The 24,932-nt window shown below is 65.3% G+C and carries 34 protein-coding genes and 1 pseudogene; 20 read left to right on the forward strand and 15 right to left on the reverse strand.

The window, feature by feature from the left end; genetic code table 11:
* Positions 1–89: 89 nt before the first annotated feature.
* Both IEW49_RS12215 and hemE read right to left on the reverse strand, forming a co-directional pair.
* Complete coding sequence (locus tag IEW49_RS12215) at positions 90–542, reverse strand: CopD family protein (protein ID WP_188642920.1); 453 nt, start codon at positions 540–542, stop codon at positions 90–92.
* A 71-nt stretch (positions 543–613) separates the two neighbouring features.
* Positions 614–1,642: a uroporphyrinogen decarboxylase gene (gene hemE, locus IEW49_RS12220; protein ID WP_188642921.1), complete on the reverse strand. Its 1,029-nt coding sequence runs from the start codon at positions 1,640–1,642 to the stop codon at positions 614–616.
* Positions 1,643–1,942: 300 nt separating this feature from the next.
* Here hemE and IEW49_RS12225 point away from each other — a divergent pair, with 300 nt between their 5' ends.
* The 10 genes from IEW49_RS12225 (at position 1,943) to IEW49_RS12270 (ending at position 8,435) form a co-directional block, all read left to right on the forward strand.
* Positions 1,943–2,794 (forward strand): pyruvate, water dikinase regulatory protein, encoded by an 852-nt coding sequence (locus tag IEW49_RS12225; protein ID WP_188642922.1) that lies wholly within the window; start codon positions 1,943–1,945, stop codon positions 2,792–2,794.
* 26 nt (positions 2,795–2,820) lie between these two features.
* Complete coding sequence (locus IEW49_RS12230) at positions 2,821–3,408, forward strand: Maf family protein (protein WP_188642923.1); 588 nt, start codon at positions 2,821–2,823, stop codon at positions 3,406–3,408.
* The gene (locus IEW49_RS12235; RefSeq protein ID WP_188642924.1) at positions 3,405–4,250 is read left to right on the forward strand and encodes a shikimate dehydrogenase family protein; all 846 of its coding nucleotides are present in this window, start codon (positions 3,405–3,407) and stop codon (positions 4,248–4,250) included. The genes IEW49_RS12230 and IEW49_RS12235 overlap by 4 nt, the downstream gene beginning before the upstream one ends.
* Positions 4,247–4,840: a dephospho-CoA kinase gene (gene coaE, locus IEW49_RS12240; protein ID WP_188642925.1), complete on the forward strand. Its 594-nt coding sequence runs from the start codon at positions 4,247–4,249 to the stop codon at positions 4,838–4,840. The genes IEW49_RS12235 and coaE overlap by 4 nt, the downstream gene beginning before the upstream one ends.
* A 49-nt stretch (positions 4,841–4,889) precedes the next feature.
* Positions 4,890–5,579 carry a DNA polymerase III subunit epsilon gene (gene dnaQ, locus IEW49_RS12245; protein ID WP_188642926.1) on the forward strand — a complete coding sequence of 230 codons (690 nt, stop codon included), beginning with the start codon at positions 4,890–4,892 and terminating at the stop codon, positions 5,577–5,579.
* Between the two features lie 71 nt (positions 5,580–5,650).
* Positions 5,651–6,220 (forward strand): ribosome hibernation-promoting factor, HPF/YfiA family, encoded by a 570-nt coding sequence (gene hpf, locus IEW49_RS12250; RefSeq protein ID WP_188642927.1) that lies wholly within the window; start codon positions 5,651–5,653, stop codon positions 6,218–6,220.
* 102 nt (positions 6,221–6,322) lie between these two features.
* Entirely contained in the window at positions 6,323–6,784 is a 462-nt protein-coding gene (locus tag IEW49_RS12255; protein ID WP_188642928.1) for a PTS sugar transporter subunit IIA, read from the forward strand.
* The gene (locus IEW49_RS12260; protein ID WP_188642929.1) at positions 6,759–7,238 is read left to right on the forward strand and encodes a PaaI family thioesterase; all 480 of its coding nucleotides are present in this window, start codon (positions 6,759–6,761) and stop codon (positions 7,236–7,238) included. The genes IEW49_RS12255 and IEW49_RS12260 overlap by 26 nt, the downstream gene beginning before the upstream one ends.
* A gap of 5 nt (positions 7,239–7,243) precedes the next feature.
* Positions 7,244–7,564, forward strand: coding sequence for a DUF1491 family protein (locus tag IEW49_RS12265; protein ID WP_268235640.1), 321 nt, complete (start codon positions 7,244–7,246; stop codon positions 7,562–7,564).
* 214 nt (positions 7,565–7,778) lie between these two features.
* Positions 7,779–8,435 carry a cell wall hydrolase gene (locus IEW49_RS12270; protein ID WP_188642930.1) on the forward strand — a complete coding sequence of 219 codons (657 nt, stop codon included), beginning with the start codon at positions 7,779–7,781 and terminating at the stop codon, positions 8,433–8,435.
* 63 nt (positions 8,436–8,498) lie between these two features.
* Here IEW49_RS12270 and IEW49_RS12275 read toward each other — a convergent pair whose 3' ends face one another.
* The 4 genes from IEW49_RS12275 to IEW49_RS12290 are packed head-to-tail and all read right to left on the reverse strand — an operon-like array spanning position 8,499 to position 10,507.
* A complete protein-coding gene (locus IEW49_RS12275; RefSeq protein WP_188642931.1) occupies positions 8,499–8,867 on the reverse strand; it encodes a YkvA family protein in 369 nt (122 codons plus the stop codon).
* The gene (gene xth / locus IEW49_RS12280) at positions 8,867–9,640 is read right to left on the reverse strand and encodes an exodeoxyribonuclease III (RefSeq protein ID WP_188642932.1); all 774 of its coding nucleotides are present in this window, start codon (positions 9,638–9,640) and stop codon (positions 8,867–8,869) included. The genes IEW49_RS12275 and xth overlap by 1 nt, the downstream gene beginning before the upstream one ends.
* 58 nt (positions 9,641–9,698) lie before the next feature.
* Positions 9,699–10,022 carry a HesB/IscA family protein gene (locus IEW49_RS12285; RefSeq protein ID WP_188642933.1) on the reverse strand — a complete coding sequence of 108 codons (324 nt, stop codon included), beginning with the start codon at positions 10,020–10,022 and terminating at the stop codon, positions 9,699–9,701.
* A gap of 53 nt (positions 10,023–10,075) precedes the next feature.
* Positions 10,076–10,507 carry a CBS domain-containing protein gene (locus IEW49_RS12290; RefSeq protein ID WP_188642934.1) on the reverse strand — a complete coding sequence of 144 codons (432 nt, stop codon included), beginning with the start codon at positions 10,505–10,507 and terminating at the stop codon, positions 10,076–10,078.
* A 100-nt stretch (positions 10,508–10,607) separates the two neighbouring features.
* Between IEW49_RS12290 and IEW49_RS12295 the strand changes: the two genes are divergently transcribed.
* On the forward strand, positions 10,608–10,910 hold the full coding sequence (locus tag IEW49_RS12295) for a hypothetical protein (protein ID WP_188642935.1): 303 nt from the start codon (positions 10,608–10,610) through the stop codon (positions 10,908–10,910).
* Here IEW49_RS12295 and IEW49_RS12300 read toward each other — a convergent pair.
* From IEW49_RS12300 to IEW49_RS12315, 4 genes are read right to left on the reverse strand one after another with little or no spacing between them, the layout of a single operon-like run.
* Positions 10,889–11,308: a (2Fe-2S) ferredoxin domain-containing protein gene (locus tag IEW49_RS12300; RefSeq protein WP_229658193.1), complete on the reverse strand. Its 420-nt coding sequence runs from the start codon at positions 11,306–11,308 to the stop codon at positions 10,889–10,891. The genes IEW49_RS12295 and IEW49_RS12300 overlap by 22 nt on opposite strands.
* A complete protein-coding gene (locus IEW49_RS12305; RefSeq protein ID WP_188642936.1) occupies positions 11,289–11,723 on the reverse strand; it encodes a DUF2497 domain-containing protein in 435 nt (144 codons plus the stop codon). Before IEW49_RS12305 ends, IEW49_RS12300 begins: the two co-directional genes overlap by 20 nt.
* Positions 11,724–11,763: 40 nt before the next feature.
* The gene (locus IEW49_RS12310; protein ID WP_188642937.1) at positions 11,764–13,233 is read right to left on the reverse strand and encodes a TolC family outer membrane protein; all 1,470 of its coding nucleotides are present in this window, start codon (positions 13,231–13,233) and stop codon (positions 11,764–11,766) included.
* Positions 13,234–13,235: 2 nt separating this feature from the next.
* The gene (locus IEW49_RS12315; RefSeq protein ID WP_229658194.1) at positions 13,236–13,823 is read right to left on the reverse strand and encodes a protein-L-isoaspartate O-methyltransferase family protein; all 588 of its coding nucleotides are present in this window, start codon (positions 13,821–13,823) and stop codon (positions 13,236–13,238) included.
* Positions 13,824–13,967: 144 nt separating this feature from the next.
* Here IEW49_RS12315 and IEW49_RS12320 point away from each other — a divergent pair, with 144 nt between their 5' ends.
* The 6 genes from IEW49_RS12320 to IEW49_RS12345 all read left to right on the forward strand — a co-directional run bounded on the left by IEW49_RS12320 (position 13,968) and on the right by IEW49_RS12345 (position 19,842).
* Entirely contained in the window at positions 13,968–15,506 is a 1,539-nt protein-coding gene (locus IEW49_RS12320) for a fumarate hydratase (RefSeq protein WP_188642938.1), read from the forward strand.
* 77 nt (positions 15,507–15,583) lie between these two features.
* Positions 15,584–16,798, forward strand: a complete 1,215-nt coding sequence (locus IEW49_RS12325; protein WP_188642939.1) for a sensor histidine kinase — start codon at positions 15,584–15,586, stop codon at positions 16,796–16,798.
* Positions 16,791–17,525, forward strand: coding sequence for a LytR/AlgR family response regulator transcription factor (locus IEW49_RS12330; RefSeq protein WP_188642940.1), 735 nt, complete (start codon positions 16,791–16,793; stop codon positions 17,523–17,525). The genes IEW49_RS12325 and IEW49_RS12330 overlap by 8 nt, the downstream gene beginning before the upstream one ends.
* A 317-nt stretch (positions 17,526–17,842) precedes the next feature.
* A complete protein-coding gene (locus IEW49_RS12335) occupies positions 17,843–18,097 on the forward strand; it encodes a hypothetical protein (protein ID WP_229658232.1) in 255 nt (84 codons plus the stop codon).
* Positions 18,098–18,149: 52 nt separating this feature from the next.
* Positions 18,150–18,992, forward strand: coding sequence for a diacylglycerol kinase family protein (locus IEW49_RS12340; protein ID WP_188642942.1), 843 nt, complete (start codon positions 18,150–18,152; stop codon positions 18,990–18,992).
* Positions 18,985–19,842 (forward strand): metallophosphoesterase family protein, encoded by an 858-nt coding sequence (locus tag IEW49_RS12345; RefSeq protein WP_188642943.1) that lies wholly within the window; start codon positions 18,985–18,987, stop codon positions 19,840–19,842. The genes IEW49_RS12340 and IEW49_RS12345 overlap by 8 nt, the downstream gene beginning before the upstream one ends.
* Positions 19,843–19,902: 60 nt before the next feature.
* Here the strand turns inward: IEW49_RS12345 and rpsI are convergent.
* From rpsI to IEW49_RS12370, 5 genes and pseudogenes are all read right to left on the reverse strand, one after another.
* Positions 19,903–20,418, reverse strand: a pseudogene (rpsI, locus tag IEW49_RS13230) (30S ribosomal protein S9); the annotation flags it as partial.
* Between the two features lie 248 nt (positions 20,419–20,666).
* Complete coding sequence (rplM, locus tag IEW49_RS12355) at positions 20,667–21,146, reverse strand: 50S ribosomal protein L13 (protein WP_188642944.1); 480 nt, start codon at positions 21,144–21,146, stop codon at positions 20,667–20,669.
* Between the two features lie 155 nt (positions 21,147–21,301).
* Positions 21,302–22,069 (reverse strand): hypothetical protein, encoded by a 768-nt coding sequence (locus IEW49_RS12360; protein WP_188642945.1) that lies wholly within the window; start codon positions 22,067–22,069, stop codon positions 21,302–21,304.
* The gene (cutA, locus tag IEW49_RS12365) at positions 22,045–22,344 is read right to left on the reverse strand and encodes a divalent-cation tolerance protein CutA (RefSeq protein ID WP_188642946.1); all 300 of its coding nucleotides are present in this window, start codon (positions 22,342–22,344) and stop codon (positions 22,045–22,047) included. Before cutA ends, IEW49_RS12360 begins: the two co-directional genes overlap by 25 nt.
* Positions 22,345–22,359: 15 nt before the next feature.
* The gene (locus IEW49_RS12370; protein ID WP_188642947.1) at positions 22,360–23,394 is read right to left on the reverse strand and encodes a COX15/CtaA family protein; all 1,035 of its coding nucleotides are present in this window, start codon (positions 23,392–23,394) and stop codon (positions 22,360–22,362) included.
* Between the two features lie 110 nt (positions 23,395–23,504).
* Here IEW49_RS12370 and IEW49_RS12375 point away from each other — a divergent pair, with 110 nt between their 5' ends.
* Genes IEW49_RS12375 through IEW49_RS12385 form a run of 3 tightly spaced genes read left to right on the forward strand, consistent with a single transcriptional unit; the run spans position 23,505 to position 24,890 of the window.
* A complete protein-coding gene (locus tag IEW49_RS12375; protein WP_188642948.1) occupies positions 23,505–23,873 on the forward strand; it encodes a MerC domain-containing protein in 369 nt (122 codons plus the stop codon).
* Positions 23,874–23,894: 21 nt separating this feature from the next.
* Positions 23,895–24,104, forward strand: a complete 210-nt coding sequence (thiS, locus tag IEW49_RS12380; RefSeq protein WP_188642949.1) for a sulfur carrier protein ThiS — start codon at positions 23,895–23,897, stop codon at positions 24,102–24,104.
* 3 nt (positions 24,105–24,107) lie between these two features.
* Positions 24,108–24,890, forward strand: a complete 783-nt coding sequence (locus tag IEW49_RS12385; RefSeq protein ID WP_188642950.1) for a thiazole synthase — start codon at positions 24,108–24,110, stop codon at positions 24,888–24,890.
* The last annotated feature ends 42 nt before the right edge of the window (positions 24,891–24,932 follow it).

The raw sequence follows: 24,932 nt of genomic DNA on the forward strand, positions 1-24,932 counted from the left end.
GACCCGGCGGCAAGCTGTTGGCTTGCGGCCTACCCGGTCGGTGTGTCGGATGTATGACGGGGCGGGTTTCCCGTCAATCGAATTGCGCGTCAGACGAGAACGCTGCGCAGGACGATCACCGTGACGACGATCAGGATCGTCGCGACCCCCGGCACTTCGTTGAGCAGTCGCAGCGTCTTTTCGCTCAGCGTCCGCTCACCGCGCGCCAGCTTCTTGGCATAGGCGGCGAGCCAGCCGTGATAGCCCGACAGCGCGAGCACCAGCAGCAGCTTGAGATGGAACCAGCCCTGCACGAAGGCACCGGTGACCCAGGCGAGCGCGAGCCCGAAGACCCACACCGCAACGATCGACGGCGCGAGGATGATCTTGAGCAGGCGCCGCTCGCGCTCGATCCATTTTGCATTCTCGGCCGAATCCGCCGGGGCTTCCTGGTGGTAGACGAAGAAGCGCGGCAGCATGAACAGCCCCGCGATCCAGAAGATCACGAAGGCGATGTGCCCGGCTTTCAGCCACAGATAGATCATCGCAAGGAATTCCTGCATGCGCGCTCAATAGACGGGTTGGGTTACCGCTTGATAGGGCAAATTTCGGATACGGTCGGTCAGCCCGGCCATCATCCGGGCCTCCATTCGCGGACCGCCGCGACGAGGCGTTCGACATGCTCGATCGGGGTGTGCCGGTCGATCCCGTGCCCCAGGTTGAAAACGTGCGGCCGCCCTGCCAGCGCATCGAGGATCGCCCGCGCACGTTGTTCGACCCGATCGCCGCCCGCGAGCAGCAATTGCGGATCGAAATTGCCCTGCACCGGCATCCCCTCGGGTAGTTCGCGGTGCGCCCAGTGCGGATCGACGGTCTCGTCGAGCCCGACCGCATTCACACAGGTCTCGCGCGCATAGGCAGGCAGTTTCGCACCGGCACCCTTGGGAAAGCCGATGATCGGGATATCCGGATGCAGCGCGCGGATCGCCTCGACGATCGCCACGGTCGGCGCGATCACCCAGCGCTCGAACTCGTCGGGTGCGAGACTGCCGCTCCACGAATCGAACAGTTGCAGCGCCCGCGCGCCTGCCTTCACCTGACCGTCGAGATAATGGACCGTGCTTTCGACGATCCGGTCGATGATCACCTGGAATCGGGCTGGGTCGCGATAGGCCAGCTGGCGCGCCGCGGCCTGTTCCTTCGAACCCTCGCCGTTCACCATGTAGGTCCCGACCGTCCACGGAGAGCCGGCGAACCCGATCAGCGCGGATTCCTCGGGCAGTTTCTGCGAAAGCAATGCGACCGTGCGCCAAACCGCCTCGTAATGCGTATTGTCCTCAACCAGCGAAGCGAGCTCCGCCTCGGCCAACCGGGGTGAGAGGTGCGGTCCTTCGCCGGCGAGGAATTCGAGCTTCTGGCCAAGCGCATGCGGCACGATCAGGATGTCCGAGAACAGGATCGCGCCGTCGAACCCAAACCGGCGGAGCGGCTGGAGCGTCACCTCGGCCGCCGCTTCGTGATCGTAGACGAGGTCGAGAAACCCGCCCTTTTCGGCACGCAAGGCGCGGTATTCGGGCAGGTAGCGACCAGCCTGTCGCATGAGCCACAAAGGGCGCGGGACCACGTTTTCGCCGCGCAGCGTTCGGATCAAAGCATTCGTCATCGAGAGAGAAAGACCAAATAATAATGAAATATGAAAGGGGATGTTGGAGTCTGTTGTCCTGTGGATAGCGGGGACGGCCGCGCCGTGCCTGAATCTTCCCCGCGCTTCCAGCGATTGTTGACGTCTCCGACTCCGCTGCGCGCCGCGTCAATCGGAATCTCCTCCCCGTTCTTCACAGGCTGTGCATGACGTTGCAGGCTGTCCAAAAATAGCCGGGCCGAATGACTCGATCCGGGTGCAATTCGGCGTGCCGGAATTGTCACCGGTGCTCTCCCGTGGTTTATCCTCGCATCTGTCCACATGGCCGAACCGCTTCACCTCCACCTGATCTCCGATTCGACCGGCGAGACGCTCGACATGCTCGCCAAGGCGGCGCTGGCGCAATTCGAGGGCGCGGCGATCGAATCCCATCTCTGGCCGCTGGTGCGCTCGCGGCAGGGACTCGAGCGGATCATGGCCGATGTCGCCGACAAGCCCGGCATCGTACTGTTCACCCTCGCCAGCCCAGACATCCGCACGGCGCTCGAAGAGCGCTGCCGTCTGCTGGGATTGAAAGCTGTCTCACCGCTCGATCCCGTCCTCTCGTCGCTCGGCGATACGCTGGGTCGGCAGGCCAAGGCGCGCCCCGGTCGCCAGCACACGATGGACGAAGCCTATTTCGATCGCGTCGACGCGATCCATTATACGATCGCGCATGATGACGGTCTGCTCAGCGAGGAATGGGAAGAGGCCGATATCGTGCTCGCGGGCGTGTCGCGCAGTTCGAAGACACCGACTTCGATCTACCTCGCCAATCGCGGTTACAAAACCGCCAATATCCCGCTGGTGATGGAAAGTCCGCCGCCCGACAGCCTGTTCCGGCTCAAGAACCCGCTGGTCGTCGGATTGACCACCGCCCCCAAACGCCTGATCGAAATCCGCCGCAACCGCCTGCTCACCCTGAACGAGCGCGAGCGAACCTCCTATATCGACGAGGAGCGCGTGAGCGAGGAGCTAAAATATGCCCGCCGCCTGTTTGCCGACAATGGCTGGCCGGTGATCGATGTCACCCGCCGCTCGATCGAGGAGACCGCCGCGGCGGTGATCCGCATCCTCCAGCAGCGCCGTGACGATAGCCGGCAGGGCGAATTGATCGCGCCGGGCCCGGCATGAACCGGGTCGATCGGGAGGGAGCCGCCATGTCATTGATTCTTGCTTCGGGCAGCGCCACGCGGCGTGCCATGCTCGACCAGTGCGGTGTCGCGCACGCGGTCGTCCAGGCGCAAGTCGACGAACGCGCGCTCGAAGCCGAGCTCGGGATCGGTGAGCCCCATGCCATTGCGCTGGCGCTAGCCGAAGCGAAGGCGCGCGAAGTGTCCGACCGCCACCCGGAGGCATTCGTGCTGGGCGGAGATTCGGTGGTTGCGGTTGCCGGCCGCCGGTTCGACAAGCCTGGCGATCGCGACGAGGCCGCCGAGCATCTCGCCTTCTTCTCGGGCCGGACGATCGAATTGTGGAGCGCCGCAGCGCTGGCCCGCGACGGGCGCGTGGTCGAGCGGGTGATCGACAAGGCTGAGCTGGCGGTGCGCGAGCTGTCCGAAGACTTTATCGCCGCCTATCTCGACGCCGAATGGCCCGAGGTCGGCTTCTCGGTCGGCGTGTTCCGAATCGAGGCGCTCGGCCCACTGCTGTTCGAACGCGTGGCAGGCGACTATTTCACCATTCTCGGCATGCCGCTGATCGGCGTTCTGGGCGCATTGCGGCGACGGGGAGTGCTCGCGACATGACATATGCCGAAGTGATCGGCGATCCGATCACCCAGTCGAAATCGCCCGCCATCCACGCCCACTGGTTGGCCCGTTCGAATACGAAGGGCGAATATCGCGCGCACCACGTCACGAGCGACGAGCTGGCGAGCTATTTCGCGCAACGCCGCGCCGATCCCGAGTGGAGCGGCTGCAACGTCACGATGCCGCACAAACTTTCGGTTGCGGCGCATTGCGACCGGCTCGATCCGCTCGCCGAGGCGGTCGGAGCGGTGAACCTGGTGGTGCGCGAAGGCGAAGAGCTGGTCGGCTACAATGTCGACGGGCCGGGCTTTCTCGAGCCGCTGCGCGATCGGTTGGCGCAGCCGCACTTGTTCCGGATGGCGCGCCTGCTCGGCACGGGCGGCGCCGCGCGGGCGATCGCGCTGGCGCTGGCGCATGAAGGATTCACCCTCGTGGTCGCAGGCCGCGATCCGGGGAAATCGCTGCGCATGATCGAGGCGCTCGACCTGCCGGGCGATCATCATGCCGCGGCGCTCGGCCAATTCGCGCAGATCACCGATTTTCCCTTCGACGAGCGCGAAGGCTGCTGCGACCTTGTGATCAACACCACGCCGTTGGGGATGGAGGGCTTTCCCGACCTGCCCTTCGACACCAGCCATGCGCCTCCCGGAAGCGTGTTCTACGACATTGTCACCCACCCGATCGACACACCCTTCCTGCGCGCGGCCCGGCGCGCCGGTTTCGAGGCGCTCGACGGCCGCGCCATGTTGCTCGGCCAGGCGGCGCTGTCGTTCGAGAAACTGTTCGGCGAAGCGCCCGACCGGAGCGCGGACGACGCATTGCGCGAACTGCTCGCATGAGCGAACCACGCATCGTCGGCCTCACCGGTTCGATCGGGATGGGCAAGAGCACCGTCGCGGCCATGTTTGCCGAGGAAGGCGTGCCCGTCTTCGATGCCGACGCCGAGGTTCGCCGGATGCAGGGTCCGCAAGGTGCCCTGCTGCCTGCGATCGAAGACGCGTTTCCCGGCACCACCGGCCCTGCGGGCGTAGATCGCGAGAAACTCGGCGAAGCGGTTTTCGGCGATCCCGCGCAACTGGCGCGGCTCGAGGCGATCGTACACCCGGCGGTGGCGCAGGCGCGTGCGGAATTCCTGCAGGCGCACGAAGATGCGCCGCTGGTGCTGTTCGATATCCCGCTCCTGTTCGAAAAGGGTGGCCATGCGGGTGTCGATGCGATCGTGGTGGTCAGTGCCCCGTTCGAGACCCAGCGCGAGCGGGTACTCGCCCGCCCGGGCATGACGTCTGAAAAATTCGCGCGCATCCTGTCGCTCCAGGTGCCCGATGCCGAAAAGCGCGCGCGGGCCGATCACGTGATCGATACGGGTGTGGCGCTCGAGGAAACCCGCGCCGCGGTGGCGCGGCTCGTGCAGGAGCTGCGCGCGAAATAGAACCTGGCCGCCTTGTCAGCCGCGATTCTTGGTACGATATAGGAATCACATGCGTGAAATCGTCTTCGATACCGAAACGACCGGCCTAGACCCGAAAACCGGCGACCGGATGGTCGAGATCGGCTGTGTAGAAATGATCAACAAGGTCGCGACCGGGGCGACCTATCACTGCTATTTCAACCCCGAGCGCGACATGCCGCCCGAAGCCGAGCGGGTGCACGGCCTGTCGGCGACCTTCCTCTCCGACAAGCCGCTGTTTCGCGACAAGGCCGCCGAATTGCTGTCCTTCCTCGGCGATGCGCCGTTGGTGGCGCACAACGCCGGATTCGATTTCGGCTTCGTCGATTCCGAGCTGGTGCTGTGCGGTTACGACCCGCTCGAGCGCACACGCATGGTCGATACGGTCGCGTTGGCGAAGAAGAAGCATCCGGGCGCCAAGCTCTCGCTAGACGCGCTGTGCACCCGCTACGGGGTCGATCGCAGCCACCGCGTGAAACACGGGGCGCTGCTCGATGCCGAGCTCCTGGCGCAGGTCTATGTCGAACTCACCGGCGGGCGCCAGATCGGGCTCGAACTCGCGGCCGAAGTGGCGGTTGAGGTCGATCGACCCGAGCAATCGGTTCGACCCGCGCCGCGCGGCCCTCGTCGCGAACCGCGCCCGCATTCGGCGAGCGACGCGGAACTCGCGGCGCACAGGGCGTTTCTGGAATTGATCGAATCGCCGCTCTGGAGCGGCTGACCCACCGCGATCGCGCATCGCCCAAGGCAGTCGGGCGCGGTCGTGCAAAGACTAGAACAGGAGAGCACCTCATGGATATTCGCGTTTCGGGCCACCAGGTCGATACCGGCGAAGCCCTCAAGACCCATGTCGAGGACCGGATGGGCGCGATATCCGAAAAGTTCTTCTCCCGCGCGATTTCGGCGCATGCAACTTTCGGCAAGGCCCCCGCGGGGGCATTTTCTGCCGATATCGTGATGCACGTGATGCAGGGGCTCACGGTCAAGGCTTCGGCCGAGGCGCACGATGCCCATCAGGCGTTCGAGCAGGCGGCCGAGAAGATCGAGAAACAGCTGCGGCGCTACAAGCGCCGGCTCAAGGATCGCCACGAACAGTCCGCCCACGCGGTTGCGCAGGAAGAGGCGTCCTACCGCGTGTTCGAGGCGATCGAGGAAGATGCCGAAGACGAGGAACTGGGCGATTCGCCGCCGATCGTTGCCGAAACGCGGGTCGACGTGCCCGAAGCGAGCGTTTCGGACGCGGTAATGATGCTCGACCTGCGCGATACCAACGCGCTGCTGTTCAAAAATGCTGGTACCGGTAACCATAATATGGTTTACCGCCGTCGCGACGGGACGATCGGATGGGTCGAACCGTCGTGATTGGCCGCATATTTACCTGACGTTACGGCCTGCCGTCGTAAGTGGCGGCGCGCGGCAATTGCCGCCTCACCAATCGTATCTGGCAGCTAGACGAACATTTCGATGGATCCCCATTTCACCCTGGAACCCGATGCCGTGCGCGTGACGCGGGTGGCAGACAAATCGGCTGCATTGCGCTTCCTGTCGGAAATCTGCGCCGAGACCTACGGTCTCGATGCGAAAGAGGTCGAAGCGTGCCTGCTCGAGCGCGAAGAGCTCGGCAGCACCGGGTTCGGCAATGGCGTCGCGCTCCCGCATGCGCGGATGGAAGGGATCAGCCGACCGATCGCCGCCCTGGTGCGGTTCGAGCACCCGATCGATTACGACGCGGCGGACGGCATGCCGGTCAACCTTGCCTGCGCGCTGCTCTCGCCCGCCAATGCGGGGGCGACCCACCTTCATGCTTTGGCGGCGCTCTCGCGGATGATGCGCGACGAGCATTTCCGCGAACAGCTTGCCGAGGCACCCGATGCCGAGGCGATGTACGGCCTCGTAGCCAATGGCCAAGATCGCAACGCCGCCTGATTCGCCCGAGCCCTCGCCCGGCGCAACGCATTGGCGCGGGCTCGAGGCGCTCTACGCCACCGCGCCGGTCAACGACCTGTTCGATTCGCGCCTCGAAATCGACGGGGATGGTCGTTCGACGATCCACTTCACGGTCGAGGAGCGGCATTTCCATGCCGCCGGCGCAGCGCATGGCACACTCTATTTCAAGATGCTCGACGATGCGGCCTTCTACGCCGCGAACACGCTGGTGTCGGACCGTTTCCTGCTGACCACTGCGTTCAACCTCCACTTCACTAAACCGATCCGCGCCGGCCGGGCCAGGGCCGAGGGGCGGTGGGTGAGCGGACGGCGCCGGGTGCTGGTCGCCGAATCGCGCATCGTCGATGCCCAAGGCGAGGAAGTCGGCCGCGGGACGGGCACCTTCATGCGCTCGCATATCGCGCTTTCGAGCCTCGACGGTTACGGGAAATAATAATCGTGGAAGACGACGCTCGAATTCCGGCGCATCTCGAAGTGGCGGGCTTGCGCCGCATGGTCGAAGCTGCCGGGGGATTTGCGACAATACTTAATCGTGGTGAACGCGACGCGGGAACAATTCTGGTCGTGTGCAGCGAAAACGGCGAAATAATCGGTCTCCACGAGCGCATGCCGCAGCTCGACGGCACGCGAAAATGGGAAGAAATTGTTAAAAAACAAGGTAATAGCGGAGAATATATCCAGCGACGCCGGAATCAGGACCCGGACCTCTGGATCGTGGAGTTGGATATCGCAAATGGTAAACGGTTTATCGACAATTAGGGAACCGATTACTTGACTTCGAGCAATATGGCGTAAATAGGGCGCTTACCCAAAACGCGCAGGCGGCATCGCATGGCAATTCGGCCAGGCGGGCTAGCACGCAGACGGGGGCCACCCGACAGGTCCGCCGCAACCAGGCATGTTTATTGCGCTCCCTCGCGCAGCCTGTTTGTGCAACCTGACCCGGATGTCCACCGCTCTTGGTTTGGACGGGATGACCCGCAAGCTTAAACGGACCGCGACTATTGCAACCGCGGTTTCGACCATAACGCTCCTGTTCGGCGCCAACGGTTCCAGCGCCTTTGCCCAGGATAACGATGCCCCGATCGCGCAGGCGGCGGTGCAGGTAGAGGAACCGACTCCTTCCGAAGTGATCGCTCCCGTCACCGTGGTGTCGGGCGAAGTGGTCCAGGAAATTCCCGCCGATTATGAAGAAGAGCAGCCCGAGATCGCGGACGCCTCTTCGCTTGGCGAACTCGTATCGCAGCAGCCGCACCTGACCGAGCTGTCGCGCGAGATGCAGTGCCTGGCAGGCGCGATCTATTTCGAATCGCGCGGCGAGCCGCTGGCCGGACAGCTGGCCGTGGGCCGGGTGATCGTCGGCCGCTCGAAATCTGGTCGCTTCCCCAATTCTTATTGCGGCGTGGTGTATCAGCGTTCGCAATTCAGCTTCGTGCGAGGCGGTCGCATGCCTTCGATCCGCTACGGCTCGAACGCGTGGAAGAAAGCCGTTGCGGTCGCCCAGATCGCGCATGAAGGCAGCTGGAAGAGCGAAGTCGACGGCGCGCTGTTCTTCCATGCCCGCTACGTCAATCCGCGCTGGCGCCTGACGCGCATGGCGCAGGTCGGCAATCACGTCTTCTATCGCTGATCGGGCGCTAGACCGATTCAACAAGGGGGCGTCGCCTGACGAGGGCGGCGCCCTTTTTCGTTCCTAGGTCGTGAATCGCCACCACAGGAACGCCAGGATCCCGGCCCAGATGGTCGCGACCACCAGGGCGGCGGCGCTGCTGACCGGCCGTTCGGTCCGGGCGGCGGCCTCTTCGCGGAGTTCGGCGGCCAGCGCCGGCGGGATGTGCTTGAGCGCGTAGCCGATCGCCAGCGGCAGGATCACCAGATCATCGAGCAGGCCGACGACCGGAATGAAGTCGGGAATCAGGTCGATCGGGCTGAAGGCGTAGGCGGCGGCAAACCCCGCCACCAATTTCGCCATGATCGGCGTCCGTGGATCGCGCGCGGCGAGCCACAGCATCAGGGCTTCGCGCTTGAGGGCCTTCGCCCACTCGCGCAGTCGCGCGAGCATCAGGCGACGAGCCGGACCCAGACAGGGGTGTGATCGCTCGCCTTTTCGCGTCCGCGATACTCCTTGTCGACGCCTGCCGCCTCGAGTCGATCGGCAGTCTCGGGCGAAAGCAGCAGGTGGTCGATCCGGAAACCGTGATCGCGCTGCCACGCGCCCGCCTGATAGTCCCAATAGGTCCACACGTGCCCTCGCGGGTTCATCCGGCGCAGCGCATCGGTCCACCCGTCGGAAAGTAGTCGCTGGTACGCATCGCGCGATTCGGGTTGCATCAGCGCGTCCTTCGCCATGCGCGCCGGGTCGAACACGTCGTCGTCATGCGGAATGACGTTGAAGTCGCCGCAGACGACCGCGAGCACTTCCTCGGCCCAGATCTCGGCCATGCGGTGGCGCAGCCGCTCCATCCACTTGAGCTTGTATTCGAACTTCGGGCCCGGATGCGGGTTGCCGTTGGGCAGGTAGAGCCCGGCGATCCGCACGCCCTTGTAATCGGCCTCGATGTAACGCGACTGATCGTCCTCGGGGTCGCCATGGAGCCCGCGCGTCACCTCGACCGGCTTCTCGCCCTTGCCCAGGATCGCGACCCCGTTGAAGCCCTTCTGGCCGTGCCAGATCGCTTCGTAGCCGATGTCCTGGAAATCCCTTTCGGGGAAGACGTCGTCGGCCGCCTTCAGCTCCTGCAGGCAGACCACATCGGGTTGTGTCTCCTCGAGCCATTCGATGAGGCGTGGGAGCCGCGCGCGGATTCCGTTGATGTTGAAGGTCGCGATTTTCATGCGCGCGTTGTGTGGCGTGTCGACGCGCTTGGCAAGCGAGGCCTGCGCCTGAAAACCGCTAAATTCCGAAGCTCGATCCGCAGCCGCAGCCGGCGGCCGCTTGGGGATTCTCGACGCGGAAGGCGGCACCGCCCAGAGATTCGACGAAATCGACCGTGCTGCCCGCGACAAGCTCAAGACTGACCGGGTCGATCACCAGCTTCACGCCGTCGCGTTCGGAGGTGACGTCGTCACCCTCGGGCTCCCCGAGTTCGAACTTGTACTGGAAGCCCGAGCACCCGCCGCCTTCGACCGACAGGCGCAGGATCGGCGCGCGGCCCTGCTTGGTCGCGATCTGGCCGACGCGCGCGGCGGCGCTGGGTGTAAGGGTGGGTGCTTGCATGGTCGCTTCGATATGGGGCGGGACGCGCAGCTTGCAATCCGCGGTGGGAATTCTCAGGCGGACTGGATGTAGGTACGCATCGCCTCGGCCTCGCTCTGGACCTCGCCGATTTTCGATTTCACCAGGTCGCCGATCGAGATGAATCCGCACAATTCGCCGTTTGCGATAACCGGCAGGTGGCGCACCCGGCGGCGGGTCATCAGCGCCTGCGCTTCATCGACCGTCGTTTCGGGGGTGACCGTGATCGCCGGCGAGCTCATGACTTCGGCAACGGGGCGATCGAGGCACAGCGCGCCTTCTTCGGCAAGACGGTAGATCACGTCGCGTTCCGAGAATACGCCCTTCACCCCATCGGGTCCGAGCACCGGCATGGCGCCAATGCGCTTTCCCGCAAGCTTGTTGACCGCATCCCGGACGCTGTCTGCCGCGGTGCAGCTGATCACATCGTCGACCGAACGGTCCGCGAGCAGGTGGCTTATCTGCATATTTCTCTCCCTAGGAAGGCGACCATAATGCCATGACGTGCGGCGATTGGCGAATCGTCTTCCCTTGCGCGGCGGCGGGTGAATCCGCACAACGCGCGCCATGACTCGCCGCTCTCCGCTCGAAGATACCGAAACCGCCGCCTATGCCTGGGCGCGATACCGCCTGATGATGAAGCGGCTGGGGCTTTTGACCGCCGCGATCGTCGCCCTTGCGCTGGCCGCATTGTGGAAGACCGGCAGCGCCGAATCGCTGCATTTCTACATTGCGACGGCGATCGCGATCGCCGGAGTCATGCTGCTCACCGGAGCGCTTATGGGGCTGGTTTTCCTGTCGGCGGGCACGGGGCATGACGAGGCGGTGGAGGACCGTCTCGAAAACCCTCACGACGACGAAGAGGACTGATCAGCGCCCGGTTCGCGGAGGCGGTGGCGCTCGACCGGCCGGCCGCCGATCAGGTGCTCCTGGATGATGTCCTCGAGGACCTTCTCGGTGCAGCGGCGGTACCAGGTGCCGTCGGGCCACACGACTGCGATCGGGCCGTCGGCGCAGATCGTCAGGCAATCGGCCTTGGTCCGCATCGTTCCGCCGTTTCCGGTCAGCCCGAGCTGCTTCATCCGCTTCTTGAGATAGGACCACGCGGCTTTCCCGGTCGCGCGATCGCAGCATTTCTGCTTCTCGCTCACCGCGCACAGGAAGATGTGGCGCCGGATTCCGTCGCCGCCAGCCTTGGCATAGGCATTGCGCGCCTTGTCGGACTCGGAACGCCTGGGAATGGCGGGCTCAGCCCTTCTTGCCGACAATCCGGCGGATTTCTTCGGCCACGAGCCGTTCGACCATGCCGGGAAGGTTGTCGTCGAGCCATTGCGCCAGCATCGGGCGAAGCATCTCGCGTACGAGGGCCTCGACCGAAGTTTCGCCCTGCCGGACGATCTGCGGCTTGGCGCGCGGCTCGCTCATCATGGTGAGCGCCGCGAGCGATTCGCGCATCGATTCGACCGCGGCCTCGTTGACCAGCGTGTCGTCGACCTCGGTTTCGCCCAAATCGTCTTCGATGAACTCGCCCGCTTCACCGAGATCGAGCACTTCCTCGGCTTCGTCCGGGGTGGCGGGCTCGGGAGCGCGGCGCCGCGACGCACCTACGCGCTGGTCGCTGGCGATCACCTTCTTGATCGATGCGAGGATGTCCTCGACCGACGGTTCGTTTTCCTGGCGCATTGTTCGGACCCCCGTTGCGGGCCGAAACGACCCATCCGATTCACATATCGGGGGAGATTTCACCCGTTTGTGCGGTCGTGTCAACGGTGCTCGTGCTCTGCACCTCGGGGTCTGCGGCGCGATCCCAGTCCCACCAGCTGTCCGCGGCACGCTCGAAATTGAGGTCCGGATCGTAGAGCGGACCGCCGACATCGAGGTTCAGGTCGCGCGCCTCGGCGCGGCCCATTGCGGCGAGCAGCGAGAAGCCGGCAACGTAGGCGTTGCGCCGCGCAGTGACGAGCTGGACGCGCGCATTGAGCAATTCCTGCTGCGCATTGAGGATGTCGAGCACGGTGCGGTTGCCGACGCTGTTTTCGGCGCGCACGCCCTCGAGCCCGAGCTCGGCGGCTTCGACCGCCACCTGCGTTTCCTCGACGATCGACGTCGCGGCGCGCCAGCTCGCGAAGGCCGCGCGAACCTGCTGCACGACGCTGCGTTCGACCGCGATTTCGCGCTCGAGGGTGGCGGCGGCGCGGGCCTGGGCCTGGCGTTCGAATGCGGCGACACGCCCGCCATTGTAGAGCGGGACGGTGGCACGCAGGCCGGCGGTGGCGCTGGTCTGTTCCTGCTCGAACACCGCGCCGGGGACGACCACGCCCCCGCCGAGCGTGCCGAGATAGTTGTCGTACCCGCCGTTCACGAAGGCCTCGAGCCGCGGCAGGCGGCCGGCGCCGGCGACATCGATGTCGATCCCGGCGGCGCGCGCGCGCTCGCGGGCGGCAATCACGTCGGGATTGGACTGCAATGCGACGTCGACGGCCTCGTTGACGTCCTCGGGCAAGTTGGGGAGCGGAGGCGGCGGCTGCAGATCGGTCGGCGCCTCGCCGACGAGCTGGATATAGCGCTCGCGCGCGCCGATCAGGTTCGACTGGGCACTGCGCAGATCGCCGCGGGCGAGCGCGAGCCGCGATTGCGATTGCGCGACGTCGGTGCGGGTGAGGTCACCGATTTCGAACCGGTCGCTGGTGGCCTCGAGATTCACCGAGAGCACGTCGACATTGTTGAGCGAGAGCGCGGTGATCGCCTCGTTCTGGATGACGTCCATATAGGCGGCGACGACCTGGGTGAAGAGATCGCTTTCGGTGCCGCGAAGGTCAGCTTGGCCGGCCTCGACCCGGGTCTCCGCCGCGCGGATCGCGTTCCGGGTTGCGCCGCCGGTATAAAGCGGGACGCCGAGCTGGATATCGGCGCCGACCGCGCGCGAGGGGGTGGTGAGGCTATTCGAGCTCGGCTTGAGGAATTCGAGGTAATCGGCCGTCGCATTGACCGACGGACGGCCGTCGGCGCGTTCGATCGCGACGTTCTCGTCGACCGCGCGCTGGTCCGCCCGGGCGGCGAGCAGCGTCGGATTGTTGAGATAGGCCTGGGCGAGGGCTTCGCGCAGCGTATCGGCCTGCACCGGCGTGGCCGCCGCGACGACGACCGGCGCCGCCGACAACAGGAACAGCTTGGCGAGACCCCCTCGAACCATCCTTAGAAACTCCATTCCTCATGCGCGGCGAATTCGGGCATTACCGGCACGCCCATCTCGGCGAGCGGAAGCAGCGAGACTTCACCGCCATAGACACGGCCTGCGGCAATCCGCGTCACGCCGCGGGTGACGGTGCCGGTGAAGATCCGCCCGCCTTCGGCGACGCGCTTGACCAACGGCTTGGGAAAATCCTCGACCGCGCCGTCGACCAGCACGACGTCGAACTCGCCCTTGCCGCGCTTGGCGGCGTCTTCGGGCGAGATCGTGGTAACCTCGCCGCCCATCGCCTCGGCCAAGGCGGCGAGGTAGCCGGGTCCGCTATCGACCACGAGCACGCGCTCGCCGTCGCGGATATCGGCTTCCTGCAGCATGCGACCATGGAACAACGGTGCGGGCAGCGCACGGCCATTGCCCAGTGGCACGGCGCGATCGGCATAAGCCTGCGCAGCGCGGCTTTCGGGCACCATGTCCTCGCGCGCGACCTGGAGCATCGCCGCCAGCGTGCGCGGATCGTTGACGCCGCTGGTGCGCAGCTGGCTGTCGATCATCGCCCGGCGGGCCTTGGGGAAATCGGGAGCGGTCTCGGTCATAAATCCTCTGCGGGGTGTATTAGACACATAAAACAGTTCGTGTAAACCCGCTTTACGGTGTCCACCGCCGTCGGGAAAGCGCTTTGACGGACAATAGGGCGTGCGCCTATGGCGCATCCGCCAGCAGCAAAGGGATTTCGACGAATGGCCGAGATGACGCCGGAAGCAGTAATCATTCGCGAGCAGGACCTGATCGACAGCGTCGCCGATGCGCTGCAATATATCTCTTACTACCACCCGATGGATTACATCGAGGCGCTGGGCGAGGCCTACAAGGCGGAACAGGGCCCGGCAGCGAAGGATGCGATCGCGCAGATCCTTACCAACAGCCGGATGTGCGCCGAAGGTCACCGGCCGATCTGCCAGGACACCGGCATCGTCAACGTGTTCGTCAAATGGGGCCAGAACTGCCGGCTCGAATCCGCCCTGAGCCTTCAGGAAGTCGTCGATGAGGGCGTCCGCCGCGCCTACAACCACCCCGAAAACAAGCTGCGCGCCTCGATCCTGGCCGACCCGGCTTTCACCCGCCGCAACACCAAGGACAACACGCCCTGCGTGCTGTCGGTCGAAATGGTACCGGGCGACAAGGTCGAGATCGACGTTGCGGCCAAGGGCGGTGGCAGCGAGAACAAGTCCAAGTTCAAGATGATGAACCCCAGCGACAACATCGTCGATTGGGTGCTCGAGCAAATCCCCTCGATGGGCGCAGGCTGGTGCCCGCCGGGCATGCTAGGCATCGGCATTGGCGGTACGGCCGAACAGTGTCTCAAGCTCGCCAAGCAGAGCCTGATGGACCCGATCGACATGGCGCAGCTGAAGGCGCGGGGGCCCGAAACCGATATCGAGCGGCTGCGGATCGAGATTTTCGACGCGGTCAACGCGACCGGCGTCGGGGCGCAGGGGCTCGGCGGCCTCTCGACGATCCTCGACGTCAAGATCCTCGACTGGCCGTGCCATGCGGCGGGCAAGCCGGTCGGGATGATCCCCAACTGCGCGGCGACCCGGCACGCGCATTTCACGCTCGACGGGTCTGGGCCAAGCTTTATCGATCCGCCCGATCTCGATCGCTGGCCCAAGGTCCAGTGGGCACCCGACAGCGCGGCCAAGCGGGTCGATCTCGACAATCTCACGCCCGAGGAGGTCGCGAGCTGGAAGGCGGGCGACCGCCTGCTCCTGAACGGAGCGATGCTCACCGGTCGCGATGCCGCGCACAAGCGCATCCAGGACATGCTCGACAAGGGCGAGGAGCTGCCGGTCGAGTTCAAGGGCCGCGCGATCTATTATGTCGGACCGGTCGATCCGGTGATGGGCGAGGTCGTCGGACCTGCCGGGCCGACCACCGCCACGCGGATGGACAAGTTCACCGAAATGATGCTCGATCTCGGCCTGCTGGCGATGATCGGCAAGGCCGAACGCGGGCACGACGCGGTCGAGGTCATCAGCCGCTTCAAGGTCGCCTATCTGATGGCGGTCGGCGGCGCGGCCTACCTCGTCAGCCGCGCGATCCGCGAATCGAAGGTCGTCGCATTCGAGGATCTCGGGATGGAGGCGATCTACGAGTTCACGGTGAAGGATATGCCGGTCACCGTGGCCGTCGACAGCGAAGGTACCAATGTCCACAAGCAGGCGCCCGAAGAATGGAGCCGCAGAATCGCCGAGGAAGGGCTCCTGCCGACAAAATAGGCGGGATTGGTCGATAAACCGCCGCCACGGTTCGACCAAGCCGGGCGCGGATGCGAGGGAATGGCGCTAGAAACTCGATGATGGACAGTGTTCGAACTCCGGCCCCGCCGCGGCTGCCGTGGAAGCATGCCCTGCTTTCCATGCTCGGCATCTGGCTGTGCTATTTCCTCCTCACCACGCTGCGCGGCACGATCTTCGGATCTGAACTTCAGCTCGAGCTGGTCTGGCGGCGCGCGATCGTCTGCCTTGTCGGGGTCGGCTTTACCGGGTTGCTCCTGCTGCTGATCTGGTCGCTTCGGCGATCGGTGGCGACCGTCCAGGTCGTGATCGGCCTGCTCGTCGCGCTCCCCGCTTCGCTCGGCATCGCCTATGCCAACGAGCGGATGTTCGCGCCGGTCCAGGGACGCGCGGTCGAGAAAATCGGCGAAGCCCAGGGCGTCCAGCTGCGGCTCGACGAGGCGGGAAATCTCCTGCTCGACCTGCCGAGCGAGGAGGAGGGCGACGTCGAGGTCGCCGGGCGGACGATCACCATCGTCGAAGCGCCCAAAGGCAATGCCCGCTGGCAACAATTGGTCGCGGCCTCGCTCGGCCCCTATTTCGTGCTGCTCGCATGGCTGGCGATCTATTTCGCGCTGCTGGCCGGGGTCCGGGCCCGGACGGCCGAACGCCAGGCGGGCGAGTTTCGCGAGGCGGCACGTACCGCCGAGCTCCGTTCGCTGCGTTATCAGGTCAATCCGCATTTCCTCTTCAACACGCTCAATTCGCTGTCCGCGCTGGTCATGACCGGGCGCGGCGAGCGGGCCGAGAAGATGATCCAGACGATCTCGAACTTCTACCGCCACTCGCTGTCGGAGGAGCCGACCGGCGATGTCGAGCTCGCCGACGAAATCGACCTCCAGCGCCATTATCTCGAAATCGAATCGGTCCGTTTTCCGAAGAGGCTGCGGACCGAGTTCGACTTGCCGCAGGAACTCGAGGAAGAGCGCGTGCCGGGCATGATCCTGCAGCCGCTGGTCGAAAACGCGGTCAAATACGGCGTTGCACCGAGTACTTCGCCGGTGACGATCCGAATTTCCGCCTATCGTGACGGCGACGACCTCCTCCTCAAGGTCGCCGATACCGGCGCCAGCGAAGCCGGGCTGCCGGGAAGCAATGGCTTCGGCATCGGCCTCGCCAATGTCCGCGACCGCTTGCAGGCACGCTTCGGAAAGGACGCCTCGCTCACCGCCGGTCCCGATGGTGAACGCGGCTGGACCAGTATTATCCGCATTCCGGGAGGCCGAAATGGCTGACACGTCCCACACCCTGCGCACGCTGCTCGTCGACGACGAACCACTGGCGATCGATCGCCTGCAAGTGATTTGCGCGAAACTGCCGCAGGTCGAGGTCGTCGGCACCGCCAATGACGGCGAGGCGGGTCTTTCGCTGATCGAAGCGCTGAAGCCCGACCTCCTGCTTCTCGACATGACCATGCCGGGAATGGACGGGCTCGCGCTCGCCCGCGCGATCGAGGAATTCGAGCAGCGCCCCGCAGTGATCTTCGTCACCGCGCACGAACATTTCGCGGTCGAGGCATTCGATCTCGACGCTGTCGATTACGTGCTCAAGCCCGTCGCCGCCGACCGGCTCGAACGCGCGGTCGATCGCGCCGTCGCCCGTCGCGGCGAGGAGAGCGAAAGCGAGAGCAAGTGGCTCGAGGAATTGTGGGTCCCGCACCGCTCGGAACTGCTCCGCGTTCCGGTCGACGATGTCAGCCGGATCGACGCCGAGCGCGACTATGTGCGGCTCCATGTCGGTGACCGCAGCTACCTGCTTCTGCAGACCGTAACCGGTCTCGAGGAGCGGCTCGACCCGGCGCGATTCATCCGCGTCCATCGGTCGGTGATCCTGTCCAAGGCCGCGATCAAGGGATTGCGGCACGACGGGCTCGGCGTGTGGATGGTCGAGCTCGAGGGCGGCGAGGATGTGCGTATCGGGCGCACCTACCTGTCCAAGGTCAAGGCGATGGCGGGCCGCTGAGCCGCGGTCCCGGCCGTCCTACCGGATCATCGTTCGAAATCGGGCCCTCGAAACGGGTGCGGCCCGGCTTCGGGACTGAATGAAGCCGGGCCGCAAGGCGCAGGCTCGTTACGGGGAGCGGTCCTGCGCCTGACGGAGGGTCTGGGGGGAATTCCGTCAAATGGTGATGTAGTCGGGTGGGACAGCGCGGTGGAGCGCGGTTCGACCAGCGACGCGCGCAGTCGACGAAGCGCCTGATTCGCCCGGCCAAAGGCGTTCATCACCCCGCCGATTGAATGTGCTACATTGGGGTCATGCCGGTATTCTCGTTGCCAGTGATGATCGTGTTCGCGCTCGGGGTGGGTAACTTCGCCGCGCACAAGGCGGTGATCGCCAGCGGACATCCCGCGCTGGCGCAGATGCCGTGGTACAATGCGCTCGGAGGGCGCTTCAGTCTCGGACTCGAATTTCTCATCCTGCTCGGAGCAATGCTGCTTGCCGCGGAAGGCTCGCTAGGGTGGGTCATCGGCTATCTGTTCTACAGCATTTTCAATTTTGTCGCCGCCTGGCTGATCCTCAAGGGCAAGGTCTGACCGCCAGATCACCTGGGCGGGAAACCGCGACGCATTCCGGCGTTTGAGGTGCATGGACCGGACATTCACCCTCGTCGTCAATTGCCGCAGCGGAAGCTACGACCGCGAAGCCATCGACGCGATCCTCGAGCACGCGACCGAGCTCGGTTGCGGCGCGACGCGGGAAATCCGCATTCCCGACGACGATTGTCCCGCGCCCGACGATCTCGACGAGAATGAACTGCTCGCGATCTACGCCGGCGACGGCACGGTGAACGCCACCGTCACGGGGCTCTACGGCTGGAACGGTGCGGTGCTGATTCTTCCCGGCGGCACGATGAACCTGCTGTCCAAGCGGCTCCATGGCGATACCGACTGGCGTACGATCATGGAGCGGGTCGGCACCGGCGCGGCGCGCCGCATCCGCCCCAATATCATCCGCACCGGCCAGGGCGACGCGTTGGCGGGCGTGATGGCGGGACCCGGCACCAGCTGGAACGAAGTGCGCGAGGCGATGCGCGATATCGATATGGGCGGGATCGCCGCAGGCACGGTCGCGGCGTTTGGCGAGACCACCGGCGGCGCGCGGATCGCGCTGGTCGATCCCGCCGTTGGGCGCGAAGAGGGATACCCGATGATCGAGGCTTTCCCCGCGGAACAAGGTCTCGACGTCCATGCCTATCACGCCGACGATGCGGGCGAGTTCATCGTCCAGCTCGGCGCGCTCGTCGCCCGCGATTTCCGCAACGGGCCGCACGACACATACGGACCGCTCGAGCGGGTCCATCTCCAGTCGGACGACGATGCGCCGATGGGGCTCCTGCTCGACGGAGAACCTGCCCCTGCCGGGCCGCGCGAGGAATTGGCGGTGGCGCGGTGCGAAGTCGATCTGCTAGCGACCATGGCCGATGGCTGAAGAGACCCTGCTGTTCCACCTGTCCGACATCCATTTCGGGCTCGAACACAATCGCGCACTCGATTGGGTCGCGGCCGAAATCGCGGCGCGCAAGCCTGCCGCGGTCGCGATCACGGGCGATCTGACGATGCGCGCGCGGCATTCCGAATTCGCTGCGGCAAAGGACTGGATCCTGTCACTCGACGCCCCGGTGACGGTCGAGGTCGGGAATCACGATATGCCCTACTTCAACCCCATCGAACGGCTGTTCGATCCCTATGCCCGGTTCAAGGGAATGCGCCGCTTGGTCGAGCGCGAGATCGACCTGCCGGGCCTCGCGATCGTCTCGCTGAAGACGGCAGCACGGATGCAGCCGAGGCTCAACTGGTCGAAGGGCTGGATTTCCGATGCCGCGCTCGAAAAATGTCTCGCTGCGATCGACGCTTTGCCCGAAGGAACCCGGGTGCTGGTCGCCTGCCACCATCCGCTGCGCGAAGCGGGGACCACGGGCACCGCGCTGACCCATGGCGGCAACAAGGCGCTCGCCGAACTCGCCAGACGCAACGTGCTCGCGGTGCTGAGCGGGCATGTCCACGACGCCTTCGACATTCTTGAGGACACACCCAACGGCAAGGTCCGCATGATCGGTGCGGGTACGCTGTCGCAGCGCCTGCGCTCCTCCCCACCCAGCTTCAACGAGCTCACCTGGGACGGCGAGGAACTGCGTGTCCGCGTGCGCAACCTGCAGGACGTACCGACCAAGGACATGCTGATCGAGGATGTGCCCGAAGACGCGCGTCCGCCGCGCGAGCCGGGGGATCCGGTTGCGCCGGTCGGCAATGTCCCCCGGACCGATCCGCCGGTCCACTGACGGCAACGAAAAAGGGCGGCTCCTCGCGGAGCCGCCCTTCGTTTTTCGTAGCTTCGAAACTTAGCGCTTCGAGAACTGGAAGCTGCGGCGGGCCTTGGCGCGGCCGTACTTCTTGCGCTCGACCACGCGGCTGTCGCGGGTGAGGAAGCCGGCGGCCTTTACCGTGCTGCGCAGCGCGGGCTCGTACTTGGTCAGCGCCTGCGAAATGCCGTGCTTCACCGCACCGGCCTGGCCCGACAGACCGCCGCCCTTGACGGTGGCGACGATGTCGTACTGACCGGCACGATCGGTGATCTGGAACGGCTGGTTGATGATCAGGCGCAGGGTCGGACGCGCGAAATAGGCTTCCTGATCCTTGCCGTTGACGGTGACCTTGCCGGTGCCCGGCTTGAGCCAGACGCGCGCGACGGCATCTTTGCGGCGACCGGTCGCATAGGCACGGCCCTGGGCGTCGACTTCCTGCTCGCGCAGCGGCGCGTCGGAAACCGATGCGGCACCAGCGGCGGCAGCGGTAGCGTCGCCTTCACCGCGATCGCCGGCGACCTGCTTGAGGTCGGCGAGATCGGTGACCTTGTCGGCCTTCTTTTCTTCAGCCTTTTCTTCGACCTTTTCTTCAGGGGCCTTTTCCTCGGCCTTCGGCTCGTCGGCCTTGGCGTCGTCGGTCTTGGCTTCCGTAGCCTTGGTCTCTTCGGCCTTGGCGTCGTCGGTCTTCTTGGCCGGAGCTTTCTTCTCGGCAGCCTTCTTGGCAGGAGCCTTCTTGGCGGCCGGCTTCTTCTCGGCTTCGGTCTTCTCGACCTTGTCTTCGGTGTTCTTTTCGTCAGCCATCACACGAGAGCCTTGTTCTTGCGGTTCATCGACGCGACGTCGATCGTCTCGGGGTTCTGCCCGTCATGCGGGTGTTCGGTGCCGTTGTAGAGATGCAGCGCCTTCATCTGCTGACGGCCCAGCGGACCGCGCGGGATCATGCGCTCGACGGCCTTTTCCAGCACGCGCTCGGGGAAACGGCCTTCGAGGATCTTGGCCGGGGTCGTTTCCTTGATGCCGCCGACATAGCCGGTGTGCTTGTAATAGACCTTGTCGTTCATCTTCTTGCCGGTGAAGCGGACCTTGTCGGCGTTGATGACGATGACGTGGTCGCCGCAATCGACATGCGGGGTGTAGCTCGGCTTGTGCTTGCCGCGCAGGATGTTGGCGATGATCGCCGCGACCCGTCCGACGACGAGGTTCTCGGCGTCGATCAGGTGCCATTTCTTTTCGACCTCGGCCGGCTTGATCGACCGGGTGGTCTTGCTGAGCGTCTTCATGACTTTTCCTTGCAAATTCCGTGTCGCCGCAGCGTGGCTGCGCGGACGGGCGAAGCCGGTCGTGCTGCAATGCGGCGGGAAGCGGCCCATTTGGGCAAAACGCCGCGCAAGTCAAGCGAAACTGCGGCTTAGCAGAGAGGTAAAATAATACCGCCCTACTCGCCGGTGCTGCTTTCGGCCTGATCGCGGCGCAGTTCCCAGTCTTCGCGCACCACCCGTTCGCTGCCCGATATTTGGGTGGTCACGCGCCGCTCGAAGCGTTGCATCAGGCCGGATTGGAGGTCGGCCTGCGCCGTCAGCGCGATGATCACAGTCCCGCCCTCGATCTCGAGCGTTTCGATCCGCTCCGCCGCGATCGGACGAAACAGGTCGACCGGCCAGGCGATACGCTTGCCCTGCCCGGCCGCGACGAGCGCGCGTGCCATTGCAGTGGCTGCGAGCTTCTGGTCGTCGCTGGCGTCCGATTCGCCGATCCGCGCGGCAATCAGGTCGCCTGCCTGGCGTGCGGTTTCGCTGTCTGTCGGACGGGCCGCGGGAAGGGGTGCGAGCATGCCGTCGCGATCGAGTCGCATCGGGAACGTCCCGCTGTCGTCCCGCCGACGTTCCATCTCGGCCAGCGCCGCTAGCTGTGGCGGGGCGTCGACCTCCACCGCGATCGATTCGCCCTCGACGAGCCAGCCATCGGGGACCGGCGTCGGGCGCACCCGATAGGTCCGCGTGACCGAGATCTCGGTCCCGTCGGCCATGGCATGCGCAACCGTGCGCGACAGGAGGAAAGTTTGTCCGTCGAGCGCCTCGACGAAGCTGTCGCCCGCCGTCTCGCCCTGTTCCTGCGCGAATGCGGTCGCAGGCATTGCGAAGACCATAGCACCCAGCAGCGCGAATATCGCCGCCGCCTTCACGCCCCGGCCCTTGCCAGCCACTGGGCCGTCCCCGGCGCCGCGTCGCAGGCCCAAGACATGATCGCCGGTTCGTCATAGGGATGCACCTCGGCGAGCCGTGCCATCGCGGCATCGCGCCGGTCGCCGTCGGTCTTGAACAGCACGCCCGTTTCGCGGCCCTCGCCGCGCTTGCCATCCCAGCGATAGAGCGAGCGCATCGGCGGAAGGATATTGGCGCAGGCGACGAGTTCCTCGTCGAGCAGGATACCGGCGGCGCTCGCCGCACTCTCCTCATCGGCGAAGGGACACCAGATCATCGCGGCCGCCACGGGTCAGTTCTTCCGTCCGAGCACATGCGCGCCCCAGGCGGTCGATGCCACCACCAACGCGCCGACCAATTGGTGCAGCACTGCGAGCGCGAAGGCCATGCCCGTCATCACGGTGGCAATTCCGAGCAGGATTTGTGTGCCGAAGCTCGAGTGGATCGCGATCGATGCCGGCCGCATACCCATTCGCTTCACCCGCCGTGCCATTACCACCAGCAACACGACCACGGCCCAAGCCCACCAGCGGTGGAGGAAGTGGAGCAGGAACGGGTCATGGGTGAAGGCGAACCACCAGCCGCTCGACCAGTCGATCCCCGCGGGCCAGAACGCATCGTTCATCAGCGGCCAGTCGCGCGCGACATAGCCGGCGTCGAGCCCCGCGACCCAGGCGCCGAGCAGGATCTGCACGGCAAGCGCGACGAGCACCACGGCTGCGAACCCGGTTAGGCGCGCATTTCCGGCGGCAGGGTCGCGTGCGAGCTGCTTGAGGTCGAGCGCGGTCCAGACCAGCCCGCCGAGGGTAAACAGCGCGATCATCAGATGCGTTGCGAGGCGGAAATGGCTGACATCGGTCCGCTCGGAGAGCCCCGAGGTGACCATCCACCAGCCCGCGGCACCCTGCAATGCACCCAGCGCCAGGAGCGCGATCAGCCGCGGCTTGTATCCCTGCGGGATCGCCTTGCGCGCCCAGAACCACGCCAGCGGCAGCGCGAAAGCCAACCCGATCAACCGCCCCCACAAGCGATGGAACCACTCCCAGAAATAGATCTTCTTGAACGCGGCCAGATCCATCCCTGCCGGGCCGTTGACCTCGATATATTCGGGGATCTGCTTGTAGGCCTCGAACTCGGCTTCCCACGCGTCCTGCGTCAGCGGCGGCAGCGTACCTGCAACCGGTTCCCATTCGACGATCGACAGGCCGGATTCGGTCAGCCGTGTGATCCCGCCAATCGTGACCATCACGAGCACCATTGCGGCGACGCAGACCAACCAGGTGGAAAGGGCATTGGGGCGAGCGGTCGGCGGATTGAGCGCAGTCATGTCGAAGTGATTGGAGCGGCACGCCCGACAAGGCAAGAGGCGGAAGCGGAGCGGGAACCGATTCCCTCCCTTGCGTTATGATACAATGTAACATATCTAGCGGACCAGTCATGGCGACCCTTCCGACCCGTTCTCCCATCCGCAAGCGCCTCGATCGCGCGGGCATCGCGCTTTCCGCGCTGTGCGCCACGCACTGCGTGCTTGCGCTGGTGCTGGCCGGGGCGTTCGGCGGTCTGCTGTTGTCGCCGGTGTTCCACGAGGCCGGCCTTGCGCTCGCCGTGGCCCTCGGCATCGTCGGCCTGGGGATCGGGGTCGCCCGGCATCGTCGCTTCGGGGTCTTGCTACCGGCGGCGTTCGGTCTTTGCCTGATGGCGCTCGCGCTGATGGCTGATCACGGGCCGGTCGAGGCGGGCCTCACGATCGTCGGCGTCGTCCTGCTCGCCTTTGCGCACTGGAGCAACTTGCGCCGCGCGCGTTGATCCCCCACATCGCGCGTCCATATGGCCGACCAATTGAACATCACCGTCAATGGCGAATCGAAACGCGTTGCCCCGGGCAGCGTGCTCGACCTGTTGCACGCGCTCGAACTCGATCCCAAGCGGGTCGCGGTCGAACGCAATCGCGTCATCGCGCCGCGCTCGGCCCATGCCGACACACCGCTCGCCGAAGGCGACCAGATCGAAATCGTCCACTTCGTGGGCGGAGGATAATACGTGACCGACAAGACTACCGACAGCTGGAGCGTCGCCGGGCGCACCTTCAACTCGCGGCTCATCGTGGGGACCGGCAAGTACAAGGATTTCGAGCAGAACGCCGCCGCGCTGGCAGCGAGCGGGGCGGAGATCGTCACCGTCGCCGTGCGCCGGGTGAACGTGTCCGATCCCTCCGCGCCGATGCTGACCGACTACATCGATCCCAAGGAAGTCACCTACCTCCCCAATACCGCCGGCTGCTTCACCGCCGACGATGCAATCCGGACGCTGCGGCTGGCGCGCGAAGCGGGCGGCTGGGACCTGGTCAAGCTCGAAGTGCTGGGCGAGGCGCGGACGCTCTATCCCGACATGCGCGAAACGCTGAAGGCGACCGAAGTGCTCGCCAACGAGGGCTTCAAGCCGATGGTTTACTGCGCCGACGATCCGATCGCCGCGCAGCAACTGGAAGAAGCGGGCGCAGTCGCGATCATGCCGCTCGGCGCGCCGATCGGATCGGGACTCGGGATCCAGAACCGGGTAACGATCCGCCTGATCGTCGAAGGCGCCAAGGTGCCGGTGCTGGTCGACGCGGGCGTCGGTACGGCAAGCGATGCTGCGGTGGCGATGGAACTGGGCTGTGACGGCGTGCTCATGAACACCGCGATCGCCGAGGCCAAGGACCCGATCCGGATGGCGCGCGCGATGAAACTGGCGGTCGAAGCGGGCCGCGATGCCTACCTGGCGGGCCGCATGGCCACGCGGAAGTATGCCGATCCGAGTTCGCCGCTGGCCGGGCTCATATAAACCCTTCGCTAACCATAGCGGGGATAAATAGCTCTAAACGGG

The sequence above is a fragment of the Pseudoblastomonas marina genome (assembly GCF_014641655.1).
In the GTDB taxonomy this organism is placed as follows: Bacteria; Pseudomonadota; Alphaproteobacteria; order Sphingomonadales; family Sphingomonadaceae; genus Alteriqipengyuania_A; species Alteriqipengyuania_A marina.